At 69.1% G+C, this 24,288-nt stretch carries 17 protein-coding genes and 1 pseudogene; 11 read left to right on the top strand and 7 right to left on the bottom strand.

The annotated features are described in order from the left end of the window. Nucleotides 1-59 precede the first annotated feature (59 nt). The 5 genes from KOI47_RS09685 to KOI47_RS09705 all read left to right on the top strand — a co-directional run bounded on the left by KOI47_RS09685 (nt 60) and on the right by KOI47_RS09705 (nt 4,991). The gene (locus KOI47_RS09685) at nt 60-1,049 is read left to right on the top strand and encodes an alpha/beta hydrolase (RefSeq protein WP_232376646.1); all 990 of its coding nucleotides are present in this window, start codon (nt 60-62) and stop codon (nt 1,047-1,049) included. Beyond that, nucleotides 1,046-1,888: an SDR family NAD(P)-dependent oxidoreductase gene (locus tag KOI47_RS09690; protein ID WP_232376647.1), complete on the top strand. Its 843-nt coding sequence runs from the start codon at nt 1,046-1,048 to the stop codon at nt 1,886-1,888. Before KOI47_RS09685 ends, KOI47_RS09690 begins: the two co-directional genes overlap by 4 nt. A 22-nt stretch (nt 1,889-1,910) precedes the next feature. Next, nucleotides 1,911-2,834, top strand: a complete 924-nt coding sequence (locus KOI47_RS09695) for a ferritin-like domain-containing protein (RefSeq protein ID WP_216215655.1) — start codon at nt 1,911-1,913, stop codon at nt 2,832-2,834. Further along, a complete protein-coding gene (locus KOI47_RS09700) occupies nt 2,831-4,300 on the top strand; it encodes a flavin-containing monooxygenase (protein ID WP_216215656.1) in 1,470 nt (489 codons plus the stop codon). Before KOI47_RS09695 ends, KOI47_RS09700 begins: the two co-directional genes overlap by 4 nt. Before the next feature lie 91 nt (nt 4,301-4,391). Further along, the gene (locus tag KOI47_RS09705; RefSeq protein WP_216215657.1) at nt 4,392-4,991 is read left to right on the top strand and encodes an LURP-one-related/scramblase family protein; all 600 of its coding nucleotides are present in this window, start codon (nt 4,392-4,394) and stop codon (nt 4,989-4,991) included. Nucleotides 4,992-4,998: 7 nt separating this feature from the next. Here the strand turns inward: KOI47_RS09705 and KOI47_RS09710 are convergent, their stop codons facing one another. Together KOI47_RS09710 and KOI47_RS09715 are read right to left on the bottom strand one after the other, a co-directional pair. Further along, entirely contained in the window at nt 4,999-5,880 is an 882-nt protein-coding gene (locus KOI47_RS09710; protein ID WP_216215658.1) for an alpha/beta fold hydrolase, read from the bottom strand. A gap of 177 nt (nt 5,881-6,057) precedes the next feature. Beyond that, a pseudogene (locus KOI47_RS09715) lies at nt 6,058-6,911 on the bottom strand (glycoside hydrolase family 19 protein). Nucleotides 6,912-7,424: 513 nt separating this feature from the next. Between KOI47_RS09715 and KOI47_RS09720 the strand changes: the two are divergent. Beyond that, a complete protein-coding gene (locus KOI47_RS09720; RefSeq protein ID WP_216215659.1) occupies nt 7,425-10,238 on the top strand; it encodes an AfsR/SARP family transcriptional regulator in 2,814 nt (937 codons plus the stop codon). A 338-nt stretch (nt 10,239-10,576) separates the two neighbouring features. Here the strand turns inward: KOI47_RS09720 and ltrA are convergent, their stop codons facing one another. The 4 genes from ltrA to KOI47_RS09740 form a co-directional block, all read right to left on the bottom strand. Next, nucleotides 10,577-12,076 carry a group II intron reverse transcriptase/maturase gene (ltrA, locus tag KOI47_RS09725; protein WP_216215660.1) on the bottom strand — a complete coding sequence of 500 codons (1,500 nt, stop codon included), beginning with the start codon at nt 12,074-12,076 and terminating at the stop codon, nt 10,577-10,579. Nucleotides 12,077-12,612: 536 nt separating this feature from the next. Next, the gene (locus KOI47_RS09730) at nt 12,613-13,680 is read right to left on the bottom strand and encodes a DUF222 domain-containing protein (RefSeq protein ID WP_216215661.1); all 1,068 of its coding nucleotides are present in this window, start codon (nt 13,678-13,680) and stop codon (nt 12,613-12,615) included. Between the two features lie 64 nt (nt 13,681-13,744). Next, the gene (locus KOI47_RS09735) at nt 13,745-14,974 is read right to left on the bottom strand and encodes a cytochrome P450 (protein ID WP_216215662.1); all 1,230 of its coding nucleotides are present in this window, start codon (nt 14,972-14,974) and stop codon (nt 13,745-13,747) included. Then, nucleotides 14,974-15,819, bottom strand: coding sequence for an acyl-CoA thioesterase (locus KOI47_RS09740; protein ID WP_216215663.1), 846 nt, complete (start codon nt 15,817-15,819; stop codon nt 14,974-14,976). Before KOI47_RS09740 ends, KOI47_RS09735 begins: the two co-directional genes overlap by 1 nt. A gap of 102 nt (nt 15,820-15,921) precedes the next feature. Between KOI47_RS09740 and KOI47_RS09745 the strand changes: the two genes are divergently transcribed. The 5 genes from KOI47_RS09745 (at nt 15,922) to KOI47_RS09765 (ending at nt 22,126) form a co-directional block, all read left to right on the top strand. Beyond that, nucleotides 15,922-17,607 (top strand): FAD-dependent monooxygenase, encoded by a 1,686-nt coding sequence (locus KOI47_RS09745; protein ID WP_216215664.1) that lies wholly within the window; start codon nt 15,922-15,924, stop codon nt 17,605-17,607. Nucleotides 17,608-17,683: 76 nt separating this feature from the next. After that, on the top strand, nt 17,684-18,679 hold the full coding sequence (locus tag KOI47_RS09750; RefSeq protein WP_216215665.1) for a 3-oxoacyl-ACP synthase III family protein: 996 nt from the start codon (nt 17,684-17,686) through the stop codon (nt 18,677-18,679). Nucleotides 18,680-18,822: 143 nt separating this feature from the next. After that, nucleotides 18,823-19,056, top strand: coding sequence for a DUF397 domain-containing protein (locus tag KOI47_RS09755; RefSeq protein ID WP_216215666.1), 234 nt, complete (start codon nt 18,823-18,825; stop codon nt 19,054-19,056). 251 nt (nt 19,057-19,307) lie between these two features. Continuing rightward, nucleotides 19,308-20,174: a helix-turn-helix domain-containing protein gene (locus KOI47_RS09760; protein WP_216215667.1), complete on the top strand. Its 867-nt coding sequence runs from the start codon at nt 19,308-19,310 to the stop codon at nt 20,172-20,174. Between the two features lie 296 nt (nt 20,175-20,470). After that, nucleotides 20,471-22,126: a toll/interleukin-1 receptor domain-containing protein gene (locus tag KOI47_RS09765; RefSeq protein WP_216215668.1), complete on the top strand. Its 1,656-nt coding sequence runs from the start codon at nt 20,471-20,473 to the stop codon at nt 22,124-22,126. Here the strand turns inward: KOI47_RS09765 and KOI47_RS09770 are convergent. Continuing rightward, nucleotides 22,117-23,997 (bottom strand): ATP-binding protein, encoded by a 1,881-nt coding sequence (locus tag KOI47_RS09770; protein WP_232376648.1) that lies wholly within the window; start codon nt 23,995-23,997, stop codon nt 22,117-22,119. The two genes, KOI47_RS09765 and KOI47_RS09770, sit on opposite strands and share 10 nt — an antisense overlap. Nucleotides 23,998-24,288 lie beyond the last annotated feature (291 nt).

Genomic DNA, 24,288 nt, shown 5'->3' on the forward strand with positions numbered 1-24,288 from the left:
TCTTGACAACCGGCCTCCCACGAGCACAATCGGATGGCATGCGCCATCAGAGATGGCAAGTGCCATCAGATCAGGCGACCGCACCCCGGCGGGCGGCCTCGTGGCGGGCGCGCTGGTTGTCCGGCGTCACCGCGGTCACCCTCCGGCCGCTCACCACGGTCCTGCCCGCATCGGAACGCGGGGTACGGCTGTCCCGCCGGATCGTGGCCGGTTCGCTGGCATTCCTGGGCCCGGTGCTGCCGGGCACCGAGGTGAGCCGGGTCGACATCCCCGGCGCGGGCGGGACCAGGGTGCGCGGTGAATGGGTACGCGGGCCGGGCGAGCGGCGGGCGGGCACGGTGCTGCTGTACCTGCACGGCAGCGGTTACGCGGTGTGCTCGGCGCGCACCCATCGCGGGCTGACCTCCCGGCTGGCTGCGATGACCGGATGCCCGGTGTTCGCCTGCGACTACCGTCTCGCCCCGCGGCACCGGTTTCCCTCCGCCGCGGAGGATGTCCGTGCCGCCTACGACTGGCTGCGCGGATGCGGCCACCGCGGGGACCGGATCGTGCTCGCCGGGGACTCCGCGGGCGGCCACCTCGCCCTCGACCTGACCCTCGAGCTGCTGCGCTCCCGGCTGCCTGCCCCGGCCGCGGTGGTGCTGTTCTCCCCGCTGGTCGACCCCTCGCTCGAACTGGCGCGGGGCAGGGAACGGCGCAGGCGGGACCCCATGATCTCCGCGGAGCGGGCGCGCCGGATGGTCGCGCTGTACACCGGGGACACCGACGCAGCCCACCCGCGGCTGGCGCTCGCCTTCGACGGTGTGGACGGCTTCCCGCCCACCCTGGTCCAGGCGGGCGGGGCCGAGATGCTCGCCGCCGACGCCGAGCACCTCGCCCGCTCGTTGCGGGCCGCGGGAACCCGGTGCGAGCTGGAGATCTGGCCCGGGCAGATGCACGTGTTCCAGGCACTTCCGCTGCTGGTCCCGGAGGCGAACCCGGCGCTGGCCGCGGCCGCCGCCTTCGTCCGGCGGCAGGTGCGAAGCAGGCGAGGAGAGGAGGCCCGGTGAGTGCATCCATGCCGGCGACGCGCCGCAGCCATGCGGCGGCGGCCGTGGTGACCGGGGCGGGCAGCGGCATCGGCAGGGCGTTCGCCATGGAACTGGCCCGCCGGGGCGGCAGCGTGGTCTGCGCCGATCTCGACCCCGCGACGGCCAAGGAGACCGCGGCCACCATCGAGGGCCGGGGTGGCCGGGCGCTGCCGGTCGCCTGCGATGTCTCCATCGAGGCGCAGGTATGGGACCTCGCCGAAACCGCGGAGCACTGGCTCGGCCGCCCGGCCGGGCTGGTGGTGAACAACGCGGGCATCGGCACCGGCGGCCGGGTGATCGGCGAGACGCCACTACCGGACTGGCGGCGCACCCTCGAGGTCAACCTGTGGGGCGTGGTGCACGGCTGTCATGTGTTCGTCCCGTGGCTGCGGGCCGCGGGTGGTGGCGGGATCATCAACGTCGCCTCCGCTGCCGCCTTCGCCGCGGCTCCGCGGATGGCAGCGTACAGCGCGAGCAAGGCGGCCGTGCTGTCCGTTTCGGAGACACTCGCCGCCGAGCTTTCCGGAACCGGGGTCGGGGTGACCGTGCTGTGCCCCACCTTCGTCCGGACCGACATCGTTTCCGGGGAACTGATCGAGGCGGCCGCCGCTCGCGCCGCCACCGTCCTGATGCGCCTTACCGGCAGCAGCCCGGATCGGATCGTGCGCCGCACCCTCGACGCGCACGACCGCGGGCGGCTGCACGTCCTTCCGCAGTGGGACGCCCGGCTTGCCTGGCGCGGCAAGCGGTTCTTCCCAGCCGGCTACACCCGCGCGGCCGGGCTGCTCGGCCGGTTGCTCCCGAAAAGCGAGACCTGAACCCGGAGAGGAGACCACGACCATGCCATTCGACTTCGCGGACATGTTGCAGACGGTCAAGGACAAGCAGTGGGCCCTGGCCGATATCGACTGGGATGCGCCGGGTGCTGAGCTGATCACCGAGGAGCAGCGACCCCAGCTGAAGGAGTTCATGACCGACCTGGTCTGGATCGAGAACATCGGTGCCCGCGGGTTCGCGGCCCTCGCCAGGAAGGCGCCGAACGAGACTATCAAGGAGATCTACACCTACTTCCACGCCGAGGAACAGAAGCACGCCAACGCCGAGCTGGCGTTGATGCGCCGCTGGGGAATGCTGGAGGATGACCAGGTGCCGGAGCCGAACGTCAATGTCCGGCTGGCCATCCAGATGCTGGACCGCTATGCCGATGGCGCACCGCTTTCCGGCCTGGCCACGCTGATCCCGATGCTGGAGTGCGCGCTGGACGGGGCACTGGTGAAGTTCCTGCTGGACGAGGTGGCCGACCCGCTGTGCCACGAGGTGTTCAAGCACATCAACTCCGACGAGTCCCGGCATATCGTGGTGGACTTCCAGGTGCTCGACCTGGTGGGTGCGGGCCCGCTGCGCAGGCTGCTGATCGAGTCCGCCTCGATACTGAAACCGCAGATCCTGCTCGGCCTGCTGCTGTACGTGCCGTTGCTGAACAAGATGCGGGACAACATCGTCGCGATGGGACTGTCCGAACGCAAGCTGCACAACGCGGTCAAGCGGTTCGTCACCAATGGACAGCGCAGCAGCAACACCCGGCGGGTTCCCGCCTACCAGCTGTTCAAGCGGCAGGCCGCGATGGTGGTGGACCGGACCCACCCGTACCATCGCTTCCTCGCCGACCCGCTGGTCCGGCTCACCAGCCGCATTCCCGCGCGGTTGACCGGAAAGACGCCGAGCTGGGCCAAGGAGCTCACGCACGAACCGGTGGCCAAATGACCGGGGGCGCCGAGGAACACGGCACGGTCGTGATCATCGGGGCCGGTTTCGCCGGTCTCGGTACGGCGATCCGGCTGCGGCAGGCGGGTATCCACGACTTCGTGATCCTGGAAAGGGCCTCGGACGTGGGCGGTACCTGGCGGGACAACACCTACCCCGGCGCGGCCTGCGATGTGCCCTCGCCGCTGTACTCCCTTTCCTACGCACCCAACCCCGACTGGACTCGGGCCTACTCGGGCGGCGCGGAGATACTGGACTACATCAGACGGGTGGTGGCGGAGTACGACCTGCGCCCGCAGATCCGCTTCGGGGCCGAGGTGACCGGACTGTCCTTCGCGGACGATCCGGGAACCTGGACGGCCCGCACCGCCGACGGCCGCCGGTTCACCGCCCGCGCCGCGGTGCTGGCCTCCGGTCCGCTGGCCAACGCCAGCCTGCCGGATATCCCGGGCCTCGCAAGCTACACCGGGCACACCATGCACAGCGCGCGGTGGGATCACGACTACGACCTGACCGGCAAGCGGGTCGCGGTGATCGGCACCGGGGCCAGCGCGGTCCAGATCATCCCCCGGCTGGTCGAGCAGGCGCGCAGCGTCCGGGTGTTCCAGCGCACCCCTGGCTGGGTCATGCCGCGCCTCGACCACGGCTACCCTGCCTGGCTGACCGCCCTGTTCCGGCGCAGGCCCGCAGTGCAGCGGGCCTACCGCGCGGCGCTGTTCTGGGCGCATGAGCTGATGGCGCTCGGCGTGGTGTGGGACAGCCCGTTCACCACCGCCCTGCAGGGGCTGGCCAGGGCGCATCTGCGGCTCACGGTGCGGGACTCCTGGTTACGCCGCCAGCTCACCCCGGACTTCCGGCTCGGTTGCAAGCGGGTGCTGATGACCAGCGACTACTACCCGGCACTGCAACGGGAGAACTGCAAGCTGGTCACCTGGCCGATCGCCACCATCGCCCCGAACGGGATCCGCACCGCGGACGGGATCGAGCACGAGGTGGACTGCATCGTGTTCGCCACCGGTTTCGAGGTGAGCAAGACCTCGACGCCCTACCCGATCACCGGCCGCGGTGGCCGGGTGCTCGCCGAGGAGTGGTCCACCGGCGCGCGGGCGTACAAGAGCGTCAGCGTCGCGGGCTATCCCAATCTCTTCCTCACCTTCGGCCCCAACTCGGGGCCGGGCCACAACTCGGTGCTGGTCTACAACGAGTCGCAGGTGGACTACATCGTCAAGGCCATCCGGCTCATGCTGGAACGCAACCTGCGCAGTATGGAGGTACGCGCGGATACCCAGGAGGCTTTCAACACCGAACTGCAGCGCAGGCTGGCCAAGACCACCTGGAACTCCGGCTGCCGTAGCTGGTACCTCACCGAGGACGGGTTCAACCCCGCGATGTACCCGGGCTTCGCCGTGCAGTACACCCGCGAGCTCGCCGACTTCGACGCCGGGGACTACCACCTCGCCCGCTGACCGGCAGGGCCGACCCGCGCCCGGCTACGATCGGGTGACATACTGCGGGTAGCCGATACGGTCGGACACGCAGGTTTCGTAGGGGGGTTCGGTGGACGTCCAGGAGCTACAGGCTCAGCAGCGGTTCCATATGCACCAGAAGATCACCATGATGGTCAACCGCTACCAGATCTTCGCCGACGACGGGCACGGCGAGCCGGGTCCGCTGGTCGCCTTCGTGGAACAGAAGCGGATGGCCTTCAAGGAGCAGGTCACCCTCTACACCGACGAGAGCAAGAGTTCCGTGCTGGCCGCGTTCAAGGCGCGCAAGGTGATCGACCTGGCCAGCGGCTACGACGTGACCACCCCGGACGGCCAGCCGATCGGGCTGTTCGGCAAGAAGTTCGGCAAGTCCCTGCTGCGTTCCACCTGGCAGCTCGACCAGCCCGGCCAGGACCCGGTCACCATCAGCGAGCGCAGCATGGGGCTGGCCCTGTTCCGCCGGGCGTGGGAGATCCTGCCGTGGGTGGGTGACTGGCCGTTCCCGCTGAAGTACCACTTCGACTTCGTCCGGGACACCACCCCGGTGGGTGCGGTGGACAAGAAGACCCGCTTCCGGGACCACTACCTGGTGCACATCGAGGATCCGGCCCTGGATCGCAGGCTGGTGCTGGCCCAGGCGGTGGCCCTGGACGCGTTGCAGTCCCGCTGAGCCCGGGTCACCCGCCGGTCAGCGCGGTGACCAGCCACGGCCGCAGCACCGGCAGGACCCGCTCCGCCTGCATGGCCCCCATGTGGTCCAGCCCATCGAGGACATGCACCTCCCAGCCGAGCTGCTCCAGTTCGGCGCGCCTGCCGGTGACCGGACCCGCCATGTCCACCCGGACGTTGCCCCACCGCTCGCCGTAGCGGATCTCGTCGGCCGAGCCGACGAAACACAACCTGGGGCAGCCGATCCGGTCCTGGGCGGCGAGATCGTCGAAGTCCCTGAGGGCTTCGTAGAGTGTGACGAACTGACGGGTCTGTGGCTCGGTCATCGACACCTCCACCGTTGACCAGTCATAGTCCTGCCGGTCCGACACCTTCGACTGGTCCTGTTCGTCCGTGCCCGGTGCGACTGCCGGTTTCGTTCCCGCGGCCAGCGCCAGCTCCCTCGTTGCCGTGGTGACCCGCAGCATCTCCGGATACGGCCCGCCGAGCGGGGGGAACCCGCCCATGGCGAGCGCGGCGATGCGGTCGGTGCGGATCGCGAGTTGCAGCCCGGTCATGGCCAGCCAGGAGTAGCCGTAGTAGCCGAACCGCTCGGCTCCTGCCGCATCGGCCACGGCGAGGAGGTCGTGCACGATGTTCGCCGGGGTGAGGGTCTCCGGTTTGGGCTCGGCCAGTACCTGCGCCTCGTAGCCGAACGCGACCACGCGAAACGCGTCGCTGAGGCCGTCGATGAGTGATCGGCCCAGCGCCGGATCGGTTCCCCACCTGCGCATCTCCTCGGCCTGCTGCCCTTCGGCCGGTCGAGGGTCGACCGGCAGCAGCAGGGTCGGGCCTGCTCCGTGTATCTCCAGGTCGATGGTGCTGCCGTCATGCAGTCGTGCCTTGGGCATCGAGTGTTCCAGCCTTTCCCCGCGATGTCGCTAACAGTTTACTTCGTAAAGTGATATGGGCAAGGATAGCTTACGACGTAATGAGTTGTCGCCGGTGGGGTCGCCGCGGGCATGCGCGGGTCCCTCGTGAGCGCGGAGGCGCACGAGGGACCCGACGGGATCAGTGCTGGAGCCGGATCAGCAGTAGAGGTTTCCTCCGGTCGGCACGCCGAGGATCTGGGTGAACTGCCGGTACCTGTCCACCCTGCTCTGCACCTCGCCGGGGTTACCGCCATCGCATTCCAGCGAGCCGTTGATGCTGCGGATCGTCTCACCGAAGCCGTGCCCGTTGACCATCGCCTGGTGGCCGGTCATGGTGCCGGGGCCGCTCTGCGTGGTCCAGTACCAGAGCGCGGTCTTCCAGGACACCGCCGCGTTGTGCTGCACCTGCCAGGGGTCGTGCAGCAGGTTGATGCCCAGCGCGTCACCGGCCGCCTTGTAGTTGAAGTTCCAGCTCAGCTGGATCGGGCCGCGGCCGTAGTACGCCGCCTGCCCTGCCGGGCAGCCGTAGGGCTGGCTCCGGTCGCAGTAGTGCGGGTAGTTGTTCTGGTTCTGCTCCACGATGTAGCGCAGGCCGCCGGTCTCGTGGTGCACATTGGCAAGGAAGGCTGCGGCCTCCTGCCTGCGGACGGTGTCACTGCCGGTGTTGGCGAACGCAGGGAAGGAGTTCATGGCCGTGGTCAGGCCGCCGTAGGTGTAGAAGGAGTTCCGGCTGGGAACATCTGGTTGAACTGGGCCTGGCTGACCACGAACCCGGAGGGGTCCGGCGGTGTGGTGTCGCCGTCGCAGTCGTAGGGATCCCAGTACCAGTGGCTGATCACTGGGTCGTAGCCGGGATTGGCGTGTACGGCGAGGTAGAGGTTGCCGTCGGTGTAGCGCACGATATCGCCTGCGACGTAGGACTGGCCTGCCTGCCAGGCCGGATAGTCGCAAGCGGGTGTCGGTGCGGGTGCCGGCGCCGCCGTCGAGGTTGTGGTGCCGACGGTGACCATGGCCGCCGTGGCCGCCAGGGTGGCGAGCGCACCCAGGATCCGACGTAGTGACATTATGATACTCCTCGCGCAGGGAACGATTCGGAGTGTCACTTGGTGACCCTGTCAGGAAACCCCGGTTGGTCTAAACCAGTCAAAGGTCGAGTTTCGGCCCCGTCCGAATCCTGAGTGGACAGCATCGGTCAGTGCCTGTTTCTCAGTAGACATCCCTGGCGGCCGCCGGGGGCTCGCGTCGCCGTACCGGCTCACCCCCACGAGCCGGTTCGGCGACGCGAGCCCGCCCTGTGAACGCCTCGGTCGGAGGGGCCGCATCGCCGCGCCTGCGATGACACCCGGCCTCGCCTCCGACCTCGGCGTGACCCCTACGGTGCGCCGTGGTCCTGTCACGTCACTTGCAAACACATGACAGCCGCTGATCACCGGATCATGAAAACGATGGTCACGGTGTGCGATACTTCCTGCGAAAACGCCGTCCCGTCATGCCCGGCAGCTCGCCCGTCGCGGAGGTCACCGGTGGATTTCCGAATTCTGGGCCCGGTCGAGGTCGAGGGTCCCGGTGGCCGGTTGCGGGTCCGGGGGGCGAAGACCACCGCGTTGCTCGCGGCCCTGCTCAGCGAGCCGAACCGGGTGGTGTCCGTCGAGCGGCTGCTGGAGCTGGTGTGGGGGGACGACCCGAGCGGCGGCACGGCCAACACCGTGCACGTCTCGGTGTCCAGGCTGCGCCGGATGCTGACGGCGGAACAACCGGATCGTCAGTTACGGATAGTCACACATTCCACCGGCTACTCCCTGCGGGTGGAACCGGGTGAGCTTGACCTGGAGATATTCCGGCAGCACGTGCAGGATGGCAGATCCGCGGCTACCAGCGGTAACTTCGAGCGGGCCAAGGAGGCATTCGAGGCGGCGGTGGCGACCTGGCGGGGGCCCGCGCTGTCGACCGTGCAGCGGCCGTTCGCCACCTCCCTGGCGGCCGCGTTGAACGACGAACGGCTGGACGCGCAGGAGTGGCTGTTCGAGGCCCGGCTCGCCCTCGGCGAGGCCGCCGACCTGATCGCCGAGATCCGCAACCTGCTCACCGCCAATCCGCTCCGGGAGCGGCTGCATGGCCTGCTGATGCTCGCGCTGTACCGGGCCGGGCGGCAGGCGGATGCGCTGGAGGCCTTCCGGGAGGCACGGGAGGTGCTGGTCAGCGAGCTCGGCATCGAGCCGGGCTCCGACCTGCAACTGCTGCACCAGCGGATTCTCACCAGGGACCAGACCCTGGCCAGCGGCTCCCCTTCCGGGGCTGCCGCGGGTACGCACCTGCCCCGGCAGCTGCCTGCCGACGTGCCGCGGTTCGTCGGCAGGGAGACCGAGCTGAGCAGGCTGGAGTCCATGCTGGCGCGGCAGGCCGCGAACTCGATGGGGATCATGGTCATCGCCGGTGCCGCCGGCATGGGCAAGACCGCGCTCGCCGTGCACTGGGCGCACCGGGTCCGCGACCGGTTCCCCGACGGTGAGCTGTTCGTGGACTTCCGCGGCTACACCTCGGACGCGCCGATGGAGCCGACCGAAGTGCTGGCCCGCTTCCTCCGTGCGCTGGGCATTCCACCGCCGCAGGTCCCGGTGGACCTGGACGAGCAGGCCGCGCTGTACCGGTCCCTGCTGTCCGGTAAGCGCATGCTGGTCGTGCTGGACAACGTCTCCTCGGCGGACCAGGTACGCCCGCTGCTGCCCGGCACCCCGGACTGCCTTGTCGTTGTCACCAGCCGGAACGACCTGCGCGGGCTTTCGGTGATGCACGACGCGCACAGCCTCGTGCTGGACGCGCTCACCCCGGTGGAGGCGATCGGCCTGCTCTCCCGGATGGTCGGGGAGCAGCGGGTGGCCGAAGAGCCCGAGTCGGCCGCCTCGGTCACCCGGTTGTGCGGGCGTCTCCCGCTGGCCCTGCGAATCGTGGCTGCGAACATCTCGGCCCGGCCATGGTTGCGGCTGACCAGCGCGGCCGCCGAGCTCGCCGAGGGCAATCCGCTGCGTCAGCTGGAGATCCCCGGGGACCCGGAGCTGGCCGTCGGCACCGCCTTCGAGCACTCCTTCGCGCGGCTCGATCCGGCCAGCCAGCGGCTGTTCGGGGTGCTCGGCCGCGTGCCCGGCCCGGACTTCAGTTCCGAGGCGGTCGCCGCACTGGTCGACCAGCCGCACGAGTACGCGGTCCGTGGTCTGGAACGGCTGGCCATCGCCCACCTCATCGAGCCGTCCGCGCCCGGCCGGTACCGGTTTCACGATCTGCTCCGGCACTACGCGGTGGAGCGGGTCCCGCCCGAGGAGTTCTGCGGCAACGATGCGGTCGAGGCGGCACTGGACCGGTTGCTCGACTGGTACCTGCAGACGGCCTACCGGGCGACCGGGGTACTGAACCGGCATGCGCAGCGGATCTTCCAGCTCGAGCCGCCGAAATCGGCGCTGCCGCCCCTGGAGTTCGCCGGGTACGAGGAGGCGCTGGCCTGGTGCGAGCGGGAGCGGGCGAACCTGGTCGCCGCCGTGCGGTGCGCCGCCGAGTCCGGCCGGAACGCCCTTGCCTGGCAGCTGCCTGCCGCGCTCTGGTACTTCTTCTTTTTCCGCAGACATCTGACGGACTGGCTGACCACGCACGAGCTCGGGCTCGCCGCCGCGAAACGGCAGCGCGACCGGTACGCCGAGGCGTGGATGCGCAACGGCCTCGGCGGCGCGCTGCGTGAGCTGCGCCGTTACGAGGAGGCGATCGAGAACTGCTGCCGGGCTCGCGAGATCTCCAGCGATATCGGAGATCGCCGGGGCGAGAGCGCGAACCTGCACAACCTGGGCGAGGCCTATCACCGGGTGGGGCGGTTCTCCGAGGCGTTGGACTGCTGCCAGCAGGCGCTGGAGATCCGCCGCGAGGTCGGCGACGAGTGGGGAGAGGCCGCCGATCTGATGCTGCTCGGGCAGGTCTCCCGGTTGCTCGGCAGGCTGGAGGAGGCCCTCGGCTACTGCCGGTCCGCCCTGGCCCTGTGGCGTAAGGTCGGCCTGCGCCTCGGCGAGGCCATTACGTTGAACAACATTGGCGAGATCTGCCGGGCCGACGAGCGGTTCGATGAGGCCGTCGAGTACTACCGGGAGGCACTGGCCATCCGGCGGGCGGTCGGCGACCGGTGGGGCGAGGGTGAGACGTTGGACAACCTCGGCCACGCACTGGCCCATATCGGGCGCAGGGCCGAGGCGGGCGACTGCTGGCGCCAGGCACTCACGATCTTCACCGAGCAGCGCCACCCCCGGGCGGCCACCGTGGGCGCCCAGTTGCAGGAACTCGACGATCCCGGGACGGCCTGAGGTCAGCCGCGTACCCGTCTCGGTCGGCACGGCCATCATGTCGCACCCCTTGGCGGTGGAGGAGGTTGCGTCTGGGTCTTCGCTCCGGGTCCACAAAGGCTGGTGGGACGAACTCCGGTAGCCCATTCCTCATCCGGACTTGCCAGTCGGTGTGGTGGATGAGGTTGTGGTGGTACCAGCAGAGCAGGGTGAGGTTGTATAGCGCTGTGGCCCCTCCGTGAGCCCAGTGGGAGTCGGCATGGGGCGCGGTGTCCGGATTTCGCCGGGCCGTTTCCCCATGCCGCTCCCCCGAACCGGACGTGCGGCTTTCACCGCATCCGGCTCTCCACGAGTCGCCGTTAGGTTGCCGTTATGGCTGGTTTGTCCCAGGGTGTCGAGATTTGGTTTCCTCGGTAGCGATAACGTTGGATGGTCATCGTTGTGGGTCTCCATAGTTCGACACCGTTATATTCCGGCCACCACCGGTTGTAGTAACGGTTTATGATGTCCCGTTTACTGGTACGGGGGTGTTTGTTCTTCAGCCATTCCCAGACCCGCCACCACAGGTAGTCTTGCAGGTGGTGGTAGGCCTTGCTGGAAGAGCCGTGCCGGAAGTACTGGGCCCATCCGCGGGTCATCGTTCCGAGTTGCCGGAACAGTTGGTCCGCGTCCTGATGGGTGATCCGTTTGGTAACTGTCTTGATCTTCCGCTTGATCGAAGTCATCGACTTCTTCGAGGGGAGGGTGTAGATCAGTCGCCGATCGCTTCCATATTGGCGATACCGCTGGATGCGGAACCCGAGGAAGTCGAACCCCTCGTCGATGTGGGCGATTCCGGTTTTCTCGGGTGCGAGCCGTAGCCCGATCCCGGCCAGGATCGCCTCGATCTCGCCCCACAAGGATTCCGTGTGTTCCCGGGTTCCGTTGACCATGACGACGAAGTCGTCGGCGTATCGGGTCAGGCGGAACGTCGCACCGCCGCGTTCACGGTGCCGTTGCCGGTTGGTGGCGTTCTTGTGGTTCTCCCACAACTGGTGGAAATAGTCGTCCAGCTCGGAGAGGGCGATGTTGGCCAGCAGAGGCGACAGGATGCCGCCCTGCGGGGTTCCGGTATGGGTGTCCCGGTCAGGACCATCCTCGCTGAGGATTCCGGCGCGCAGGAACGCCTTGATGAGTTCCAGAATCCGCTTGTCCTTGACGCGTCGCCGCACCAAACCCATCAGGGCGGTGTGGTCGATCTCGTCGAAGCAGGCGGTGATGTCGCCCTCGAAGACCCATTCGTAGCCCTCACGGGCATGTTTGCGGATTTCTTCGATGGCATCCTGGGCCCGGCGCCTGGGCCGGAAACCATAGCTGGAGGACTGGAACCCGGCCTCGAAGATCGGTTCCAGGACCAGCTTCAGCGAGGCTTGAACGACCCGATCGGTCACGGTCGGTATCCCCAGCCGACGGGTCTTCCCACCGGCTTTGGGGATGTGTCGTTCCCGGACCGGGAGCGGACGGAACGTCCGCGCTTTCAGATCGGCGCGGATTTCCTCCAACAACCCGACCACACCCAGCGCCGAGTCGGTGATCGACCGCACCGTTCGGCGATCGACGCCCGCGCTGCGTGCTCCGGTGTTCCCTGACACCCGCTCCCACGCCACGGCGAGGAACGCGGGGTCGGCCACGAGGTTGTAGAGATCATCAAACCGGCGACCGGGATCGGCCGCCGCCCAACGGTGCAGTTTCGTCTGCATTCCCAGTACCCGCTGCCCTGCCGTGAACGGCACCAGCAGCAGATCACCGATGTTCACCGGTGAGGCCTCTTCTGGCATTACCCCAACTTCCCTGCTCGATTCGCTGTCGCCCTTCCCCATGCGGACGGTTTTCCCGCCCTCGGAGTACTACGGCGACTCCGCCCCACCACAGAGCCCCTCGGCGGGCAATGCACCTATCCACATCTGGGACACCGGATTGCGCCCAGGCATGGAAAGCTCGCGGTGGTTCCCATGTTCACGTGTTCCCGATCGACGAGTGAGGCACTCAGCTTTACCCCGGCAGCCCCTGTGAATACGCCACAGACTTTCTCCACAGACTACCCAGGAATACAATCCCAGGCGGGCGCTACACCCTTCACTTGGTTCACGCGCACTGCGATACCGACTCAGATCCGCCAGGTTTCGAGTCGGCTCCACATAACGAGGCCTCAGACACTGATTCCTATTCGTATACCTTCTCGTCTCGCTCACCGAGCCCGCACCATCTGGCAGTGCTGGCACGACTCGACTTTGTCAGGGCCGCTTGCCACCTCAATCCACCCATTCCCGTGAATCAGGCTGCCCTCAGCTTCACCGAACCACTGTGACGGTCCAGCGCCGGAGGTCTCTCACCTCCGATCGGACAAACACGCGCCTCATGGCGCACGTGGATCACGTGATGGGCGTCGCATTGCTTGGGTTTTTTCCGGCATCCCGGGAAAGCGCATCCGCGGTCCCGCAGGGACAAGCGCGCGCCGGATGGCCAGGGGTACCGCGCGGGTGCGTTGCCCGATGTCCAGGATCTCGCCCTTGCTGCCCAGGACCGCGGGCACGACATACGCGTCGCAGGCCATGCGCCGGATTTGGGCGGCGGAGTAGGACTCCTGCCCGTGCAGGAGCCCGTATCCGGTGCCGTGCTTCAAGTCCTCCAGGGTCACCGTGACCATGACGGTGAAGGGTTCCCCGGCCTCGGTGGGTCCTTCTTCGGGGCATCCGGCCGCGACGCGCAGCACGTCGGCGAACGCGTCCCCTTGCCGCTGGAACTTGCTGCGCCGGTCCGGCTCCTCTGTGGTGCTGGCGGGTTTCGCCCGGGGTTCGATCAGCCCGGTCAACACTGCCGCGGTTTCGGCGTCCAGCTCGAAGGTGCCGCGGAGTCGTACGCCGCGGGTTTCGCGCCAGTCCAGGGACCGTTCCGGCCGGGCGAGTTCCTCCTCGCTCGGTGGGGTGCCGTCCTGGTCCAGCCGCGCCAGAATCTCTTTACCCAGCGCGGTGACGGTGTGGGGTTCGTACTCCCGCGCCGCCTTGGTCAACAGCGCCTCGGCATGCTCCCGATCGGGCAGGCTGACCGGCTGCGGAAACCGGGCCACGGTGGCGCGGATGGTCTCGATGTGCTCCGGCCCGATCACGCCCTCGGCCGCGGCGGCGCCGACTTCGGGGAGGTCGGGTTCCAGGGGTATCCCGCCGGGGCCGTGCCGCCGTACCACCGCACGGGCGTGGGCCACGCGCTGGCGGGCGTCGTAGGCGTTGACCCGCAGGATCTCCCGGGTCAACACCGGCAGGTCGCGGTAGCCGTTCTGGTTCGCGGTGTCGCGGCCGTCGAGTTCGGCCAGGACCGCCAGCTCGCGGGCATAGTCGGCTCGCCGCTGCTGTTCGAGGTCGCCCAGCGCGGTCAGGAGTTCCTCCTCGCTCATGCGGGAGGTGTCGATGCCGAAGGTCCTGGTCACAACCCCAGACTACCGCGGTATCGACCACATGTTCGATACACGATCAGGTGATTGTCAGGGTGTGTCACCTCGTGCCGATCGGCAACTCGGCATACCCGTTCATGGTCAGCCGATCCCTGCGGACCGGTTCCGCCGCCGCGGCCAGGCCAGGGAAACGGCTCAACAGCACCGGAAACGCGACCTGTGCCTGCAGCCGAGCGAGTGCCGCGCCCAGGCAGAAATGCGGGCCCGCGCCGAAGCTCAGTGGTTGGTTGCCTTGGCGGTCCGGGCGGAACCGGTCCGGTTCGGCGAACCGTTCCGGATCACGGCAGGCGGCACCGAGTAGCAGGATTGCCTCCCGGTGCCGGGCGACCGGCACTCCGGCGATCTCGGTGTCCGCCTCCGCCCAGCGCGAGGTTACGTGCACCGGGGTGTCGTAGCGCAGCATCTCCTCGACATAGCTGGGGGCGAGTTCTGGTTGCTCGCGCAGGGCGGCCATGGCATTCGGATGTGCCAGCAGTGCGGCGAGGCCGTTACCGAGCAGGTTGCTGGTGGTCTCGAACCCGGCGGCGAGCAGCAGCACGAGGTTGGCGGTCAGTTCCCGTTCGGACAGATCGCGTTCGGTCGAGTTCTCGACCAGCGCACTGATCAGATCCGACCGGGGAGACCGGCGGCGCTGCGCGGCCTGCTCGGCAAGGTAGTCCCGGAGCCGGTCCGCCGCACCGTCCGCGACCGCGATCTCGTCCTCGTTCGGCATCGCCTCCAGCGCGACCGACAGGTCCGTGACCTGGGTACGTAACCAGGCCCGATCGTCGGCGGGGACGCCGAGCAACTCACCGGCCACCGCCACCGGCAGGCGGACCGCGAACTCGGCCATGAAGTCGACCGGAGCGCCGTCCGCACCGAGTTCGGCCAGCCGCTCGGCCGCCGCGGTGGCCAGTTCGGTCACCGTGTCCCTGAGCCCGGCGATCCGGCGCTGGGTGAAGGCGTGACCGGCCAGCTTGCGGACACGTTCGTGCCCTGAGGACGGCGTGAACAGCATCGACTCCCGTAGTAGCGCGACCGAGGAGTGCTCGCGCCAGCCGGGAAAGCTCTGGTCGAGGTAGCCCGCGTGCTCAACCTCGAAGTTCGGGTCGCGCAGCACCCGGTCGCAGTCGGCGTACCGGCTGAGGATGACGAAGTTCCCGAACGGGAGCACGGGTGCCTGGGTGCGCAGGATGTCGTAGTAGGGATAGGGATTCGTCCGGCCGGTGGTGCTCAGCAGCGCGCCGACGGCTTCCTGCGGACCGACGTCGATCGGATCGGCGGACGGCATCAGCGCCCCTCCTGCCTGGGCACGGTCATCATCATCTGCTGCCCGCCACTGGCGACCAGGCCCGTGTCCGGCGCCCAGATCTGGGCCCGCGCCCCGGCCAGGCCGGCACCGGTGCGCAGCCCTTCGGAGTCGATCAGCAGCCAGTCGCCTGCGGGTGTCGCACCGTGGAACGTCAGCTGCAGATCCAGTGTCGGGGCGATGAACGTCAGCTCGTTGGCGGGGAAACCTTGTGCCACGGAAGGAAATCCGATGATGTCCATGGCGATCACGCTGCGGCAGGCTTGTAGCCACGGGTCTTCTGGGAAGTCCGCCTGCGGAACGAAGCGCAGCCAGGCAAGGCCGTTCGGCTCACCAGCGGGCCGGTCCGGGCCGATCGGCAGCTCGCCGACCGGTCGGATTTCGTAGTTCCGCCACAGTGGAATCGGCTTCCCACCCGCCGCCGCGACCCGTTCGGCCATGCTCGTGAGCTGGTCCGGTGGCGGCGCGTCCGGCGGATGCCGCCACTGCCGTTCGGGCCCCTCCAATCCCGCGGCCACCGTCCAGACGGAGGCCTCCACGATCTGCCGGTCATCCTGGAACATGCCGACCCGCAACGACTCCGCCCGCCGCCCGCTGCGTAGCCGGGTCACCCGCAGCTCGACCGGATCGAAGCTCGCGGTACCAAGGAAGCTGCAGGTCATACTGGCCGGCTGGGCCAGCTTCGTGGCCGCCGCGGCGGTGCGCAGCGCGATGGCGGCCAGGTAGCCACCGTTCGGGCCCCACATGGCCCAGTCGGGTGAGAGCTTGGCCCGGTAATGGTCCTCGCCGATCGGCTCGACGGCGGTATCGGAACCCAGGTTTCCCATGGCCCCTTCCTAACGGAGTCGGCATACCCGGGCAAGCGCGCGGCGGCTTCGTTTCCGGCGAATGTCAGCGCGGTGCAAGGCAGGGGGCCGAGACTCACCGGTATGTACGATGAGAGGACGCCGGTGTTGATTGCCGGTGGCGGGCTCGTGGGCCTTTCCATGGCTCTGTTCCTCGGGCAGCACGGGGTGCGTCCGCTGCTGGTGGAGCGGCATTCCGGTACCGCCAACCACGCCCGCACCCCGGGTTACAACCCGCGCACCATGGAGCTGTTCCGTTCCTGCGGGATCGAGGACGCGATTCGGGACGCGGACGATTGGCCCGTGGACAAAACCGGCATTCTGTGGGTGGAAACCCTGGCGGGCGAGGAGATCGGCTGGCTGGAGCCCCCGGAGTTCAAAGCCGATCTGAGTGCCTTCGCCGAGGTGACCCCTTCCGACTGGGCGGTCTGCAGGCAGGACCGGCTGGAGCCGGTGCTGCGCACGCATGCCGAGCGGCTCGGCGGCGATCTCCGGTTCGGCACCAGGCTGGTGTCCTTCGAACCGGATCCGGAGGGGGTCACGGTGGTGATCGAGGACCGGGATACCGGGGCACGCCGCACCGTGCGCGCCGACTACCTGGTGGATGCCGAGGGCACCAAGAGCGAGATCCGGCGGGCGCTCGGGATCGAGCACGTCGGTGCCGGCGTGCTCGATCACCGGGTGAGTATCTGGTTCCGTGCCGATCTGAGCCAGGCGCGGCGCGGGCGGGGAGTGGTGCTGTGCATGGTCCGCAACCCCGAGGTGACCGGTGCGCTGCGGGTCACCACCGGCGACCAGGCCGCGCTCACCGTCAGTTATGACCCGGCCAAGGGCGAATCTCCGGAGGACTTCACCCCCGAGCGCTGCGTGCAGCTGATCCGGGCCGCCGTCGGGGTGCCGGACCTGCCGGTCTCGGTGGAGATGGTGAGCCCGTGGGACCTGGCGGCCGGAGTCGCCCAGCGTTACCGCCAGGGGCGGGTGTTCCTGGTCGGTGACTCCGCGCACCTGATGCCGCCCGCCGGTGCCTACGGCGCGAACACCGGGATCCAGGAGAGCCACAACCTCGCCTGGAAGCTCGCCTTCGTGCTGGGCGGGGTCGCCGACGAGGCGCTGCTGGACAGCTACCAGGCCGAGCGGCGGCCGGTCGCCGAGCTCACCATGCACGAGACCGTCGCCAGATGGCGTAGCTGGTTCGCCGCGGGCCCCCACCCCGGACCCGACGCCGAGCCGGTGCAACTGGCCGACGACCTGGGCCTGATGTTCGGGTACGGCTACCGGTCCGCGGCCGTGCTGGCCGAGAAGGACACCGAAGCCACCGAAGCCACCGGGGACACCGTGGCCACCCTGGCCGACCCGCGGGAGCCGACCGGAGCTCCCGGTGTCCGGGCACCGCATGTCTGGTTCGCCGAGAGCGTTTCCGCCGATGCCACCCTGGTGTCGACGACGGATCTGTGCCGGTCCGCTTTCGTCCTGCTCACCGACGTGACCGGGGAGCAGTGGCGGCGCGCGGCCCTGCTGCTGCGCGACCGGCTCGGGGTGCCGCTGGACTGCTATCTGATCGGGCCGGGCGGCGACCTGCGGGATGTCGAAGGCCGCTGGCCGGACACCTTCCGGATCGGCGCCGGGGGAGCGGTCCTCCTGCGGCCGGACGGGTTCGTGGCCTGGCGGGAACGGGGCCGGCACCCGGATCGGGTGCATGAGCAGGAGCACGAGCAGACACTGGAGCGGGTGCTGCGGCGGTTGCTGCACCCCGGTGGCGATACCTCCTGACGCGGGCGGGCGGCAGCCGTACCGATTCGGGCATCCTTTAGAGTGACCTGGGTCCCATACGGCGTTAGGGGATGTCGTGCAGGTTCACGTCGGTCTTCGAGGTGTCGGTCATGCCGTCGGCTCTGCCGTGGTCGACAACGCCGAAGTGGCGAGTTCGCTCGGCCTCGGCCCAGGATGGCTCACCGACCGCACCGGCATCGTGCAGCGGCGGGTGTCCGGCCCGGACGAGGATGTGCTCAGTCTGGCCGGCGACGCCATCCGGAACGCCTGCCAGGACGGAGCGCTGTCGCTGACCGAAGTCGGTCAGGAGACCGTGCTGATGCACACGCAGGTCGGTCCGGTCGCCTTCGCCCCGCCCGCCGCCCAGCTGCTCGCCGGCCGCCTCGGCTGCGCTGAACTCCGGGTCGTGGGCATCGACGGGATGTGCGCGGAGCCGATCGCGGCCCTCGAACTGGCGTTGCTGATGTTGCAGGCCCGCCGGTGCCGGCGGGTCATCCTTTCCACCGCGGCCGACTTCCTTTCGCTGATCAGTCCGACCGACCCGGACACCGTGGGTCTCTTCGGTGCGGGCGCGGGCACGATCATCCTGGAGTCCGAGGACCAGGCGGAGCCGAACTTCCTGGTGCGCAGCCTTTACTGGGAGACTCACCCCCGGCACGCCGGTCTCGGCGAGTCCTTTGTGCTCGGTAGCACGCAGCGGGAAACACACGCATCGCTGGACGTTGGTTACTACACAATGGACGGTCAGCGGCTCGCCAAGGTCGCCATCCGTACCCTGCCCCAGGTGCTCAAGCCCACTCTCGACGAGGCCGGGTGGACACTGGAGGACGTCGATCTCGTCCTGGCGCATCAGCCCAACACCAAGATGCTGGAGATCGGTATCCGGGCGCTCGGGCTGGACGCGGATATCGTGCCGATGCCGGTGCGCACGCTGGGAAACCTGGGGCCGGCGAGCCTGCTGGTCAACCTGTCGCTTGCCAGGGACCAGGGACGGCTGCCCGCGGGCTCCAAGGTGCTGCTGATCGCGTTCGGCCTCGGCTTCTCCTGTGGAGCCGCGGCCGTCCAACTCTGAGCGGCCGCCGATCCTTCTCTCGGCGGTGTTACCGGCCGTGGTGCGCCCTTAGCCTGAAAGATGGCCTGCTGGACGGGGTTGGAAGCGGGCCGGTTCACCAGGCGAAAGGTCGGACACCCGACCGATGACGATCGGGGGCACAGGTGGCTCAGCGGGACAGGCAGTACCCGGTTGACACCGAGCCGGAAGGGCTCAGGTGGGTGCGGAGCTCGGCGAGCGACAAGGGCGCGGACGCGGGCGAATGCGTCGAGGTCGCGGGTACCCCGGGCCGGGTGCTGGTACGGGACTCGAAACGCCCCGGCCCGCGGCTGTCCTTCGCCCCGGCCGCCTGGTCGGCCTTCCTGGTCGCCTGCGCGCAGCGGGAGTTACCGGGCTGAGCCCAGCGGCGCCGTTCCAATCCCCTGGTCAGCACTTGATTGCGGTTCTGACCAGGGGTTTTCTGTCTACGCGGGAGCATTCACACCGCCAGCTTTCGCTCTGCATCGGGCAGCCTGCGCGGCGGCTATCCGACCGATAGCAAGCTGGGATCGAGCAAATTGGCAGCATTCGAAGTGACGGATGTCACCAGGCATGCTACCGTTCTGCTAGGTGGCAGATTGCCACGTCGACGACGGGAGGGTATTGGATCATGACGAGGGCGCATTCTCCGCTGGGCAGCCAACGGCGCTTGCTGGCGGCCCTGCGGGAGGCCCGGGACGCCCTGAAGCTCACCCAGAAGGATGTGGCGGAGGCGCTCGAGTGGTCGGTGTCGAAGCTCATCCGCATCGAGAACGGCTCGGTCGGCCTGTCGATCACCGACCTCAAGGCCCTGTTGCTGCACTACGGCATCACGGACCGGGACCGGGTCGAATCTTATGTCGAGCTCGCTCGGGAAAGTAAACAGCCGGCGTGGTGGGATCAGTACCGGCGCACCTCGCCGCCCGAGTTCGTCAAGTTCCTGGGGCTGGAGGCCGCCGCCATCCGCATCCGTCAGTTCCAGTTCCGGCTCGTGCCGGGGCTGCTGCAGGTGCCCGCGTACACGCGGTCATTGGTGCTGGACTGGACTGGGGACAGCGAAAAGGCCGAGCGGGGGGTGGTGATGCGGCAGACGAGGCAGCAGCGGCTGGCCGACCAGGAACTGGATCACTATTTCATTCTGGACGAGTCGGTGCTGTACCGGCGGGTCACCGAGCCCGAGGGATGGCGGGAGCAGCTGGACCATCTGCGTGCGGTTGCGGACCAGCCGAACGTGCGCGTTCAGATCCTGCCGTTCAAGGTCGGCGTGGTGCCCGGAATGCAGAGTTCGTTCGCGATTCTCGAACTCTCCGACCAGCTCAACGACTACGCGCTGTCCCTGGAACAGCCGGATGGGGACGTCCTGTTCGACGACGTCGCGAGTGCGGAGAAGATCGCCGACTACGTGAAGTTGTTCTTCGGGCTGGAGAAGGCCGCGCTGCCCGCGGAGGAAACCCCGCGCATGATCGATCGGGCACTGGCAAGGCTGGAGGAAGAATGACCAGGTAACGAGAAAGTGGGCGGCTTCTGCTGCCACAGAAGCCGCCCGTGCGGCAATGCCCACCTGACTCACCGTGTCTGCGAGGTCGTGAGCGTACTGCCGGGTCATCAGCATACGACCTCACGCCTCCGGTGGCTGCCCCCGTCCGGTCAGCGATCGACTGATCACCTTTTCGGGCGGATGGCCGCCACTTGTGCAGCCGAAGCCGCTCCCGGCCGTGTTCACCCGGCCGGGGACGGTGCGAGCCCTGTACGGCGAACGGTGCGACGCACCCGGCCGTTTCTGGAGGAATTCAAGTGCAGGTCACAATCAGCTATGCCCACGACGACTGGGGAAGGGCCATCAGCCAGGCGCTGGTGCTCGCCCTGCGACAACGTGGTGTGGACGTTCTCTGGGACCGCGACCTGCCCGCGGACAACCCGACGTCGCTGCCCGAGTGGATCGTCAACGGGGTCGCCGGGAACCCGGTGATCTGTGTGCTGTCCCCGGACTACGTGCGCAGGTTCGGCCGGGGTGACGCATCCGCCGAGCGCAAGGGCGTGCTCTTCGAGAGCCGCATCCTGCTGCGCCGGATCTTCGACCACACCGAACCCGAGCACTGCCCGGTGGTCCCGGTAGCCGATCCCGGCTTCTCCGCGGACCTCGCCCCCGTGGTGCTGAAGAACCTGGTGATCGCCCGTTTCGACCCGGTGAGCGGTGATGGGGTGGACGTGATCGTGCGCCGCCTGCTGCGGTTGCGGCATGTCCACACCGCCGATCCCGGGCCGGCCGAGATCGAGACCAACGACGTCCGGCCGGCCTCGCCCCGTTCCCCGCGGCAGGTGCTGCGGGACCTCGAGGCCACTTCTCCGTCTACAGTAGACGGACTGGAACTGGTGCGGGAGTGGCTTTCCTTCGCAGGCAAGGATGAACCGTGCCGGGCCGAGCTGACCGGGGGTTTCTCCGCGATCGAGCGGATCGTCAAGTCGGCGGGGGACGTGAACCTGATGCGCGTGGTCTCCGACCGGTGCCTGAGCGCCTTCCCGGCCGGCACGCTCTCGGATGAGGAAAAGCAGCTGAAGGCGAAGATACTGATCCGCGGCCGGGCCTGGCACCTGTACCGGGCGCACGAGTTGCGCGCGGCGGAGCAGGCGGTGCACGAGGGGGTCGAGCTGGCCAAGGAGTGCGGGGACCGGTGGCTGCTCGCGCTCGGCAGGGGGTCGCTCGGGGTGCTGCATCACGCCATCGCCGTGGACTCGGCTGGCAGCGCCGCCGAGTACCACCTGGATCGGGCGGAGGACCACGCGGAGGCCGCGGGCACCATGTTCGCGGCGATGGCGGGGGCCGGTTACCAGGCCGGGGTCTGCACCAAGCTGCTGGCCCAGGTGTGGTTCAGCAGGCATCACCGGGGTCAGCGGGGCGCGCTGCGGCAGGCGAGCAAGCTCGCCGACCGGGCCGTCTGCCTGCTCGCCCCCGATCGTGCCCGGCAGTATCACGAGTTGCTCATCCTGCGTGCGGAAATCGCGGTCGCACGGGGCGAGTTGTCCAGGGCGCGGGAGTTCATCGGCAGGGCCATGGGTTCGCTCGCCAGGTACCAGGCCGACGGAGCGTCCTATGTGGAGCTTCTGGGTTGCGCTCACCTGGCCCGTGCCCGGCTGCTACTGAAGGAGGACGGCCGGGACGCGAGGCGGGAGGCCACGAAGGACGCGGAGATCGCGCTGAAGCTGTTCGCCGAGCTCGACCTGACCTATGCCGTCGCGGGCTGCCGCTGGTTGCTGATCAGGCTCGCGCCGGAGCCGGAGGGCATCTACCGCGGAGACGTCAAGATGGTCGAACGGCTGTTTCCCGACCCGCGCGAGCGGTTGCGCGCGGTCGAGGAGCGGGCCCGGCGGATCGAGGAGAAGGCGGGCAACCGGTGGAGCCGGCAGGCCGAATGGCAGGACATCGTACGGAAGGTGCGGCATCACGACTGAGCCCGGACCACGCCGCGCACCCGCTCGGCTTCGGCGAGGCGGTACTGCGCGGCATAGAGCTCGGCGGCCTCGCGCAGCGTGCGCAGGCCGTCCTCGGGACGGCCGTGCTCCAGCCGGAGCGTGCCGAGGTGCTCGGTGACCTCCGCCGCGAAGAAGTCGTTGCCCTGCGCGCGGCACAGTTCCAGCGCCCGGGAGTACCGCCGCTCCGCTTCCGTCGCGTGACCCGTCCGGGTGGCGATCAGGCCGAGGTTGTCCAGGGTCGCCGCCGCGCCAGCGGCATTGCCGTGTTCCTCGTGCAGGGCCAGTGCGGCGGCACAGTCCCGCCACGCGCGGGCGTGCTCGCCGAGTTCGGTGTGCTGGCGGCCGAGGGCGTTCAGCGCGTGTGCCTCGCCGACCGGGTTCCCACTCGCCCGGTATCGCTCCAGTGCCAGGCCGGCGTGCCGGACGGCCTGCTCATGGTCGCCGCGCAGCGAGTGCAGCCGGGCGAGGTCGTGGTGGGTGTGCGCCTGCCCGGTCTGGTCACCGGACTCGACGGCGCGGGAGAGCGCGAGCTCCAGGTGCGGCAGGGCCTCGTCCAGCTCGCCCGCCCTGCTGAGTGCCCGGCCCAGCTGGCGATGCGCGAGGGCCGCGAGGTCGGTGCCACCGATCCGCTCGGCCGCAGCCACCCCCGTTCGCGCGGTCTCGACGTTCTCCCGCAACCGGCCACGCAGGTACTGGTAGGTGTCCAGGGCGCGAGCGAGATGCCAGGCCTGCTCCGCCCAGTCCCACTGCGCCGCGGCCCGCTGCGCCGCCCGCACCTGCTCGTACTCGGCGGCGAACCAGGCCAGTGCCGTGGTCTCGTCCTGGCAAGGCTGCGGGACGACCCCGGCCGCGAGCGCGGGCAGCTCGGTGCGGGTGCGGTGCGGATAGAGCGCCCGGTCGGCGGCATGCGCCGAGTGCAGGTAGAAGTCCACCAGCCGCCGGTTCGCCGCTTCCTGCTCGGTGCCGGGATCGAGCGTGTCCGCCAGCTCGGCGGCGTACAGCCGGACCAGGTCGTGCATCCGGAAGCGGTTCGGCACCTGCTGGTGCACCAGGCTTTTCCGCTCGAGTGCGTGCAGCCGCCTTGCGGCGAGCCGCGCCGGAATGCCGAGCAGGCTCGCGGCGGCCGGCAGCCCGAGATCGGTGACCGGCGCGGTGCCGAGCAGCCGGAACCCGCCTGCCTCGTCCTGACCCAGCGCCCGGTACGACCAGGACAGTACGGCGCGCAGGTCGGCCGAACCGTCACCCGCGTCCAGTGCGTCCAGGCGGTACCTGGTGTCCCGCAGGTCGTCGGCCACCACCGAGAGCGGCAGCTGGGATCCTGCCGCCGCCCGTGCCGCCACCACCGCCAGTGCCAGGGGCAGCCCCGCGCAGCAGTCCACCAGGACATCCACGGCTTCCGGCTCGGCACCTACCAGATCCGCGTCCACCTGCTCGGTCAGCAACTCGTGTGCGGCGGCAGGGGACAGTACGTCGAGCCGTACCGGGCGTGCCCCGCGCAACCGGAGCCCGGTCAGATGGTTGCGGCTGGTCACGAGTGCGGCGCAGGCCGAGCCTGCCGGCAGCAACGGTGTGACCTGGTCGGTGTCGGCCGCGTTGTCCAGCACCACCAGTACCCGCTTGTCCGCGAGCACGCTGCGGTAGAGGGCCGCCGCCGCGTCCAGCTGCACCGGCAGGGCGGCCGGGGCCACCCCGAAGGCCGCCAGGAAGCCGTGCAGCACGGAAAGCGGGGAGGCGGGCCTGCCGGAGGGGTCGAAACCGGCAAGGTCCGCGTGGAGCTGCCCGTCCGGGAACCGATCGAGCTCGCGGTATGCCCAGTGCACGGCCAGCGCGGACTTGCCGACCCCGCCCACCCCCTTCGATGGCCAGCAGCGCCATCTCCGCGTTCGCCGCGGCCCGCTTCAGTGCCCCGGTCAGCTCGGCCGTCTCGCGTTCCCGCCCCACCAGCCGCCGCGGCGGGAGCGGGAGCTGGCGGGGGACCGGTGGCCGTGCCGGGTCCTGGTGCAGGTGTACGCCGCCGAGGACCGTGCCGGCCTGCAGGATGGTGCCCGCGGTGTCGAACCGGGCGGCGTTTCGTGCGGTGGCGTCCATCCGTCGGCCCCCTCGCTTCCGCCTGCCCGGCCACCCTCGATGGTCGCCCCCTC

Origin of the sequence: Amycolatopsis aidingensis (genome assembly GCF_018885265.1) — a bacterium.
Taxonomy (GTDB): Bacteria; Actinomycetota; Actinomycetes; order Mycobacteriales; family Pseudonocardiaceae; genus Amycolatopsis; species Amycolatopsis aidingensis.

What these genes read in the sequence shown, in the direction of transcription:
- KOI47_RS09695 (WP_216215655.1), top strand. Translation starts at nt 1,911, where the DNA reads ATGCCATTCGACTTCGCGGACATGTTGCAGACGGTCAAGGACAAGCAG.
- KOI47_RS09700 (WP_216215656.1), top strand. Translation starts at nt 2,831, where the DNA reads ATGACCGGGGGCGCCGAGGAACACGGCACGGTCGTGATCATCGGGGCC.
- KOI47_RS09710 (WP_216215658.1), bottom strand. Translation starts at nt 5,880, where the DNA reads ATGCCCAAGGCACGACTGCATGACGGCAGCACCATCGACCTGGAGATA.
- ltrA (WP_216215660.1), bottom strand. Translation starts at nt 12,076, where the DNA reads ATGGGGAAGGGCGACAGCGAATCGAGCAGGGAAGTTGGGGTAATGCCA.
- KOI47_RS09735 (WP_216215662.1), bottom strand. Translation starts at nt 14,974, where the DNA reads ATGCCGTCCGCCGATCCGATCGACGTCGGTCCGCAGGAAGCCGTCGGC.
- KOI47_RS09740 (WP_216215663.1), bottom strand. Translation starts at nt 15,819, where the DNA reads ATGGGAAACCTGGGTTCCGATACCGCCGTCGAGCCGATCGGCGAGGAC.
- KOI47_RS09745 (WP_216215664.1), top strand. Translation starts at nt 15,922, where the DNA reads ATGTACGATGAGAGGACGCCGGTGTTGATTGCCGGTGGCGGGCTCGTG.
- KOI47_RS09760 (WP_216215667.1), top strand. Translation starts at nt 19,308, where the DNA reads ATGACGAGGGCGCATTCTCCGCTGGGCAGCCAACGGCGCTTGCTGGCG.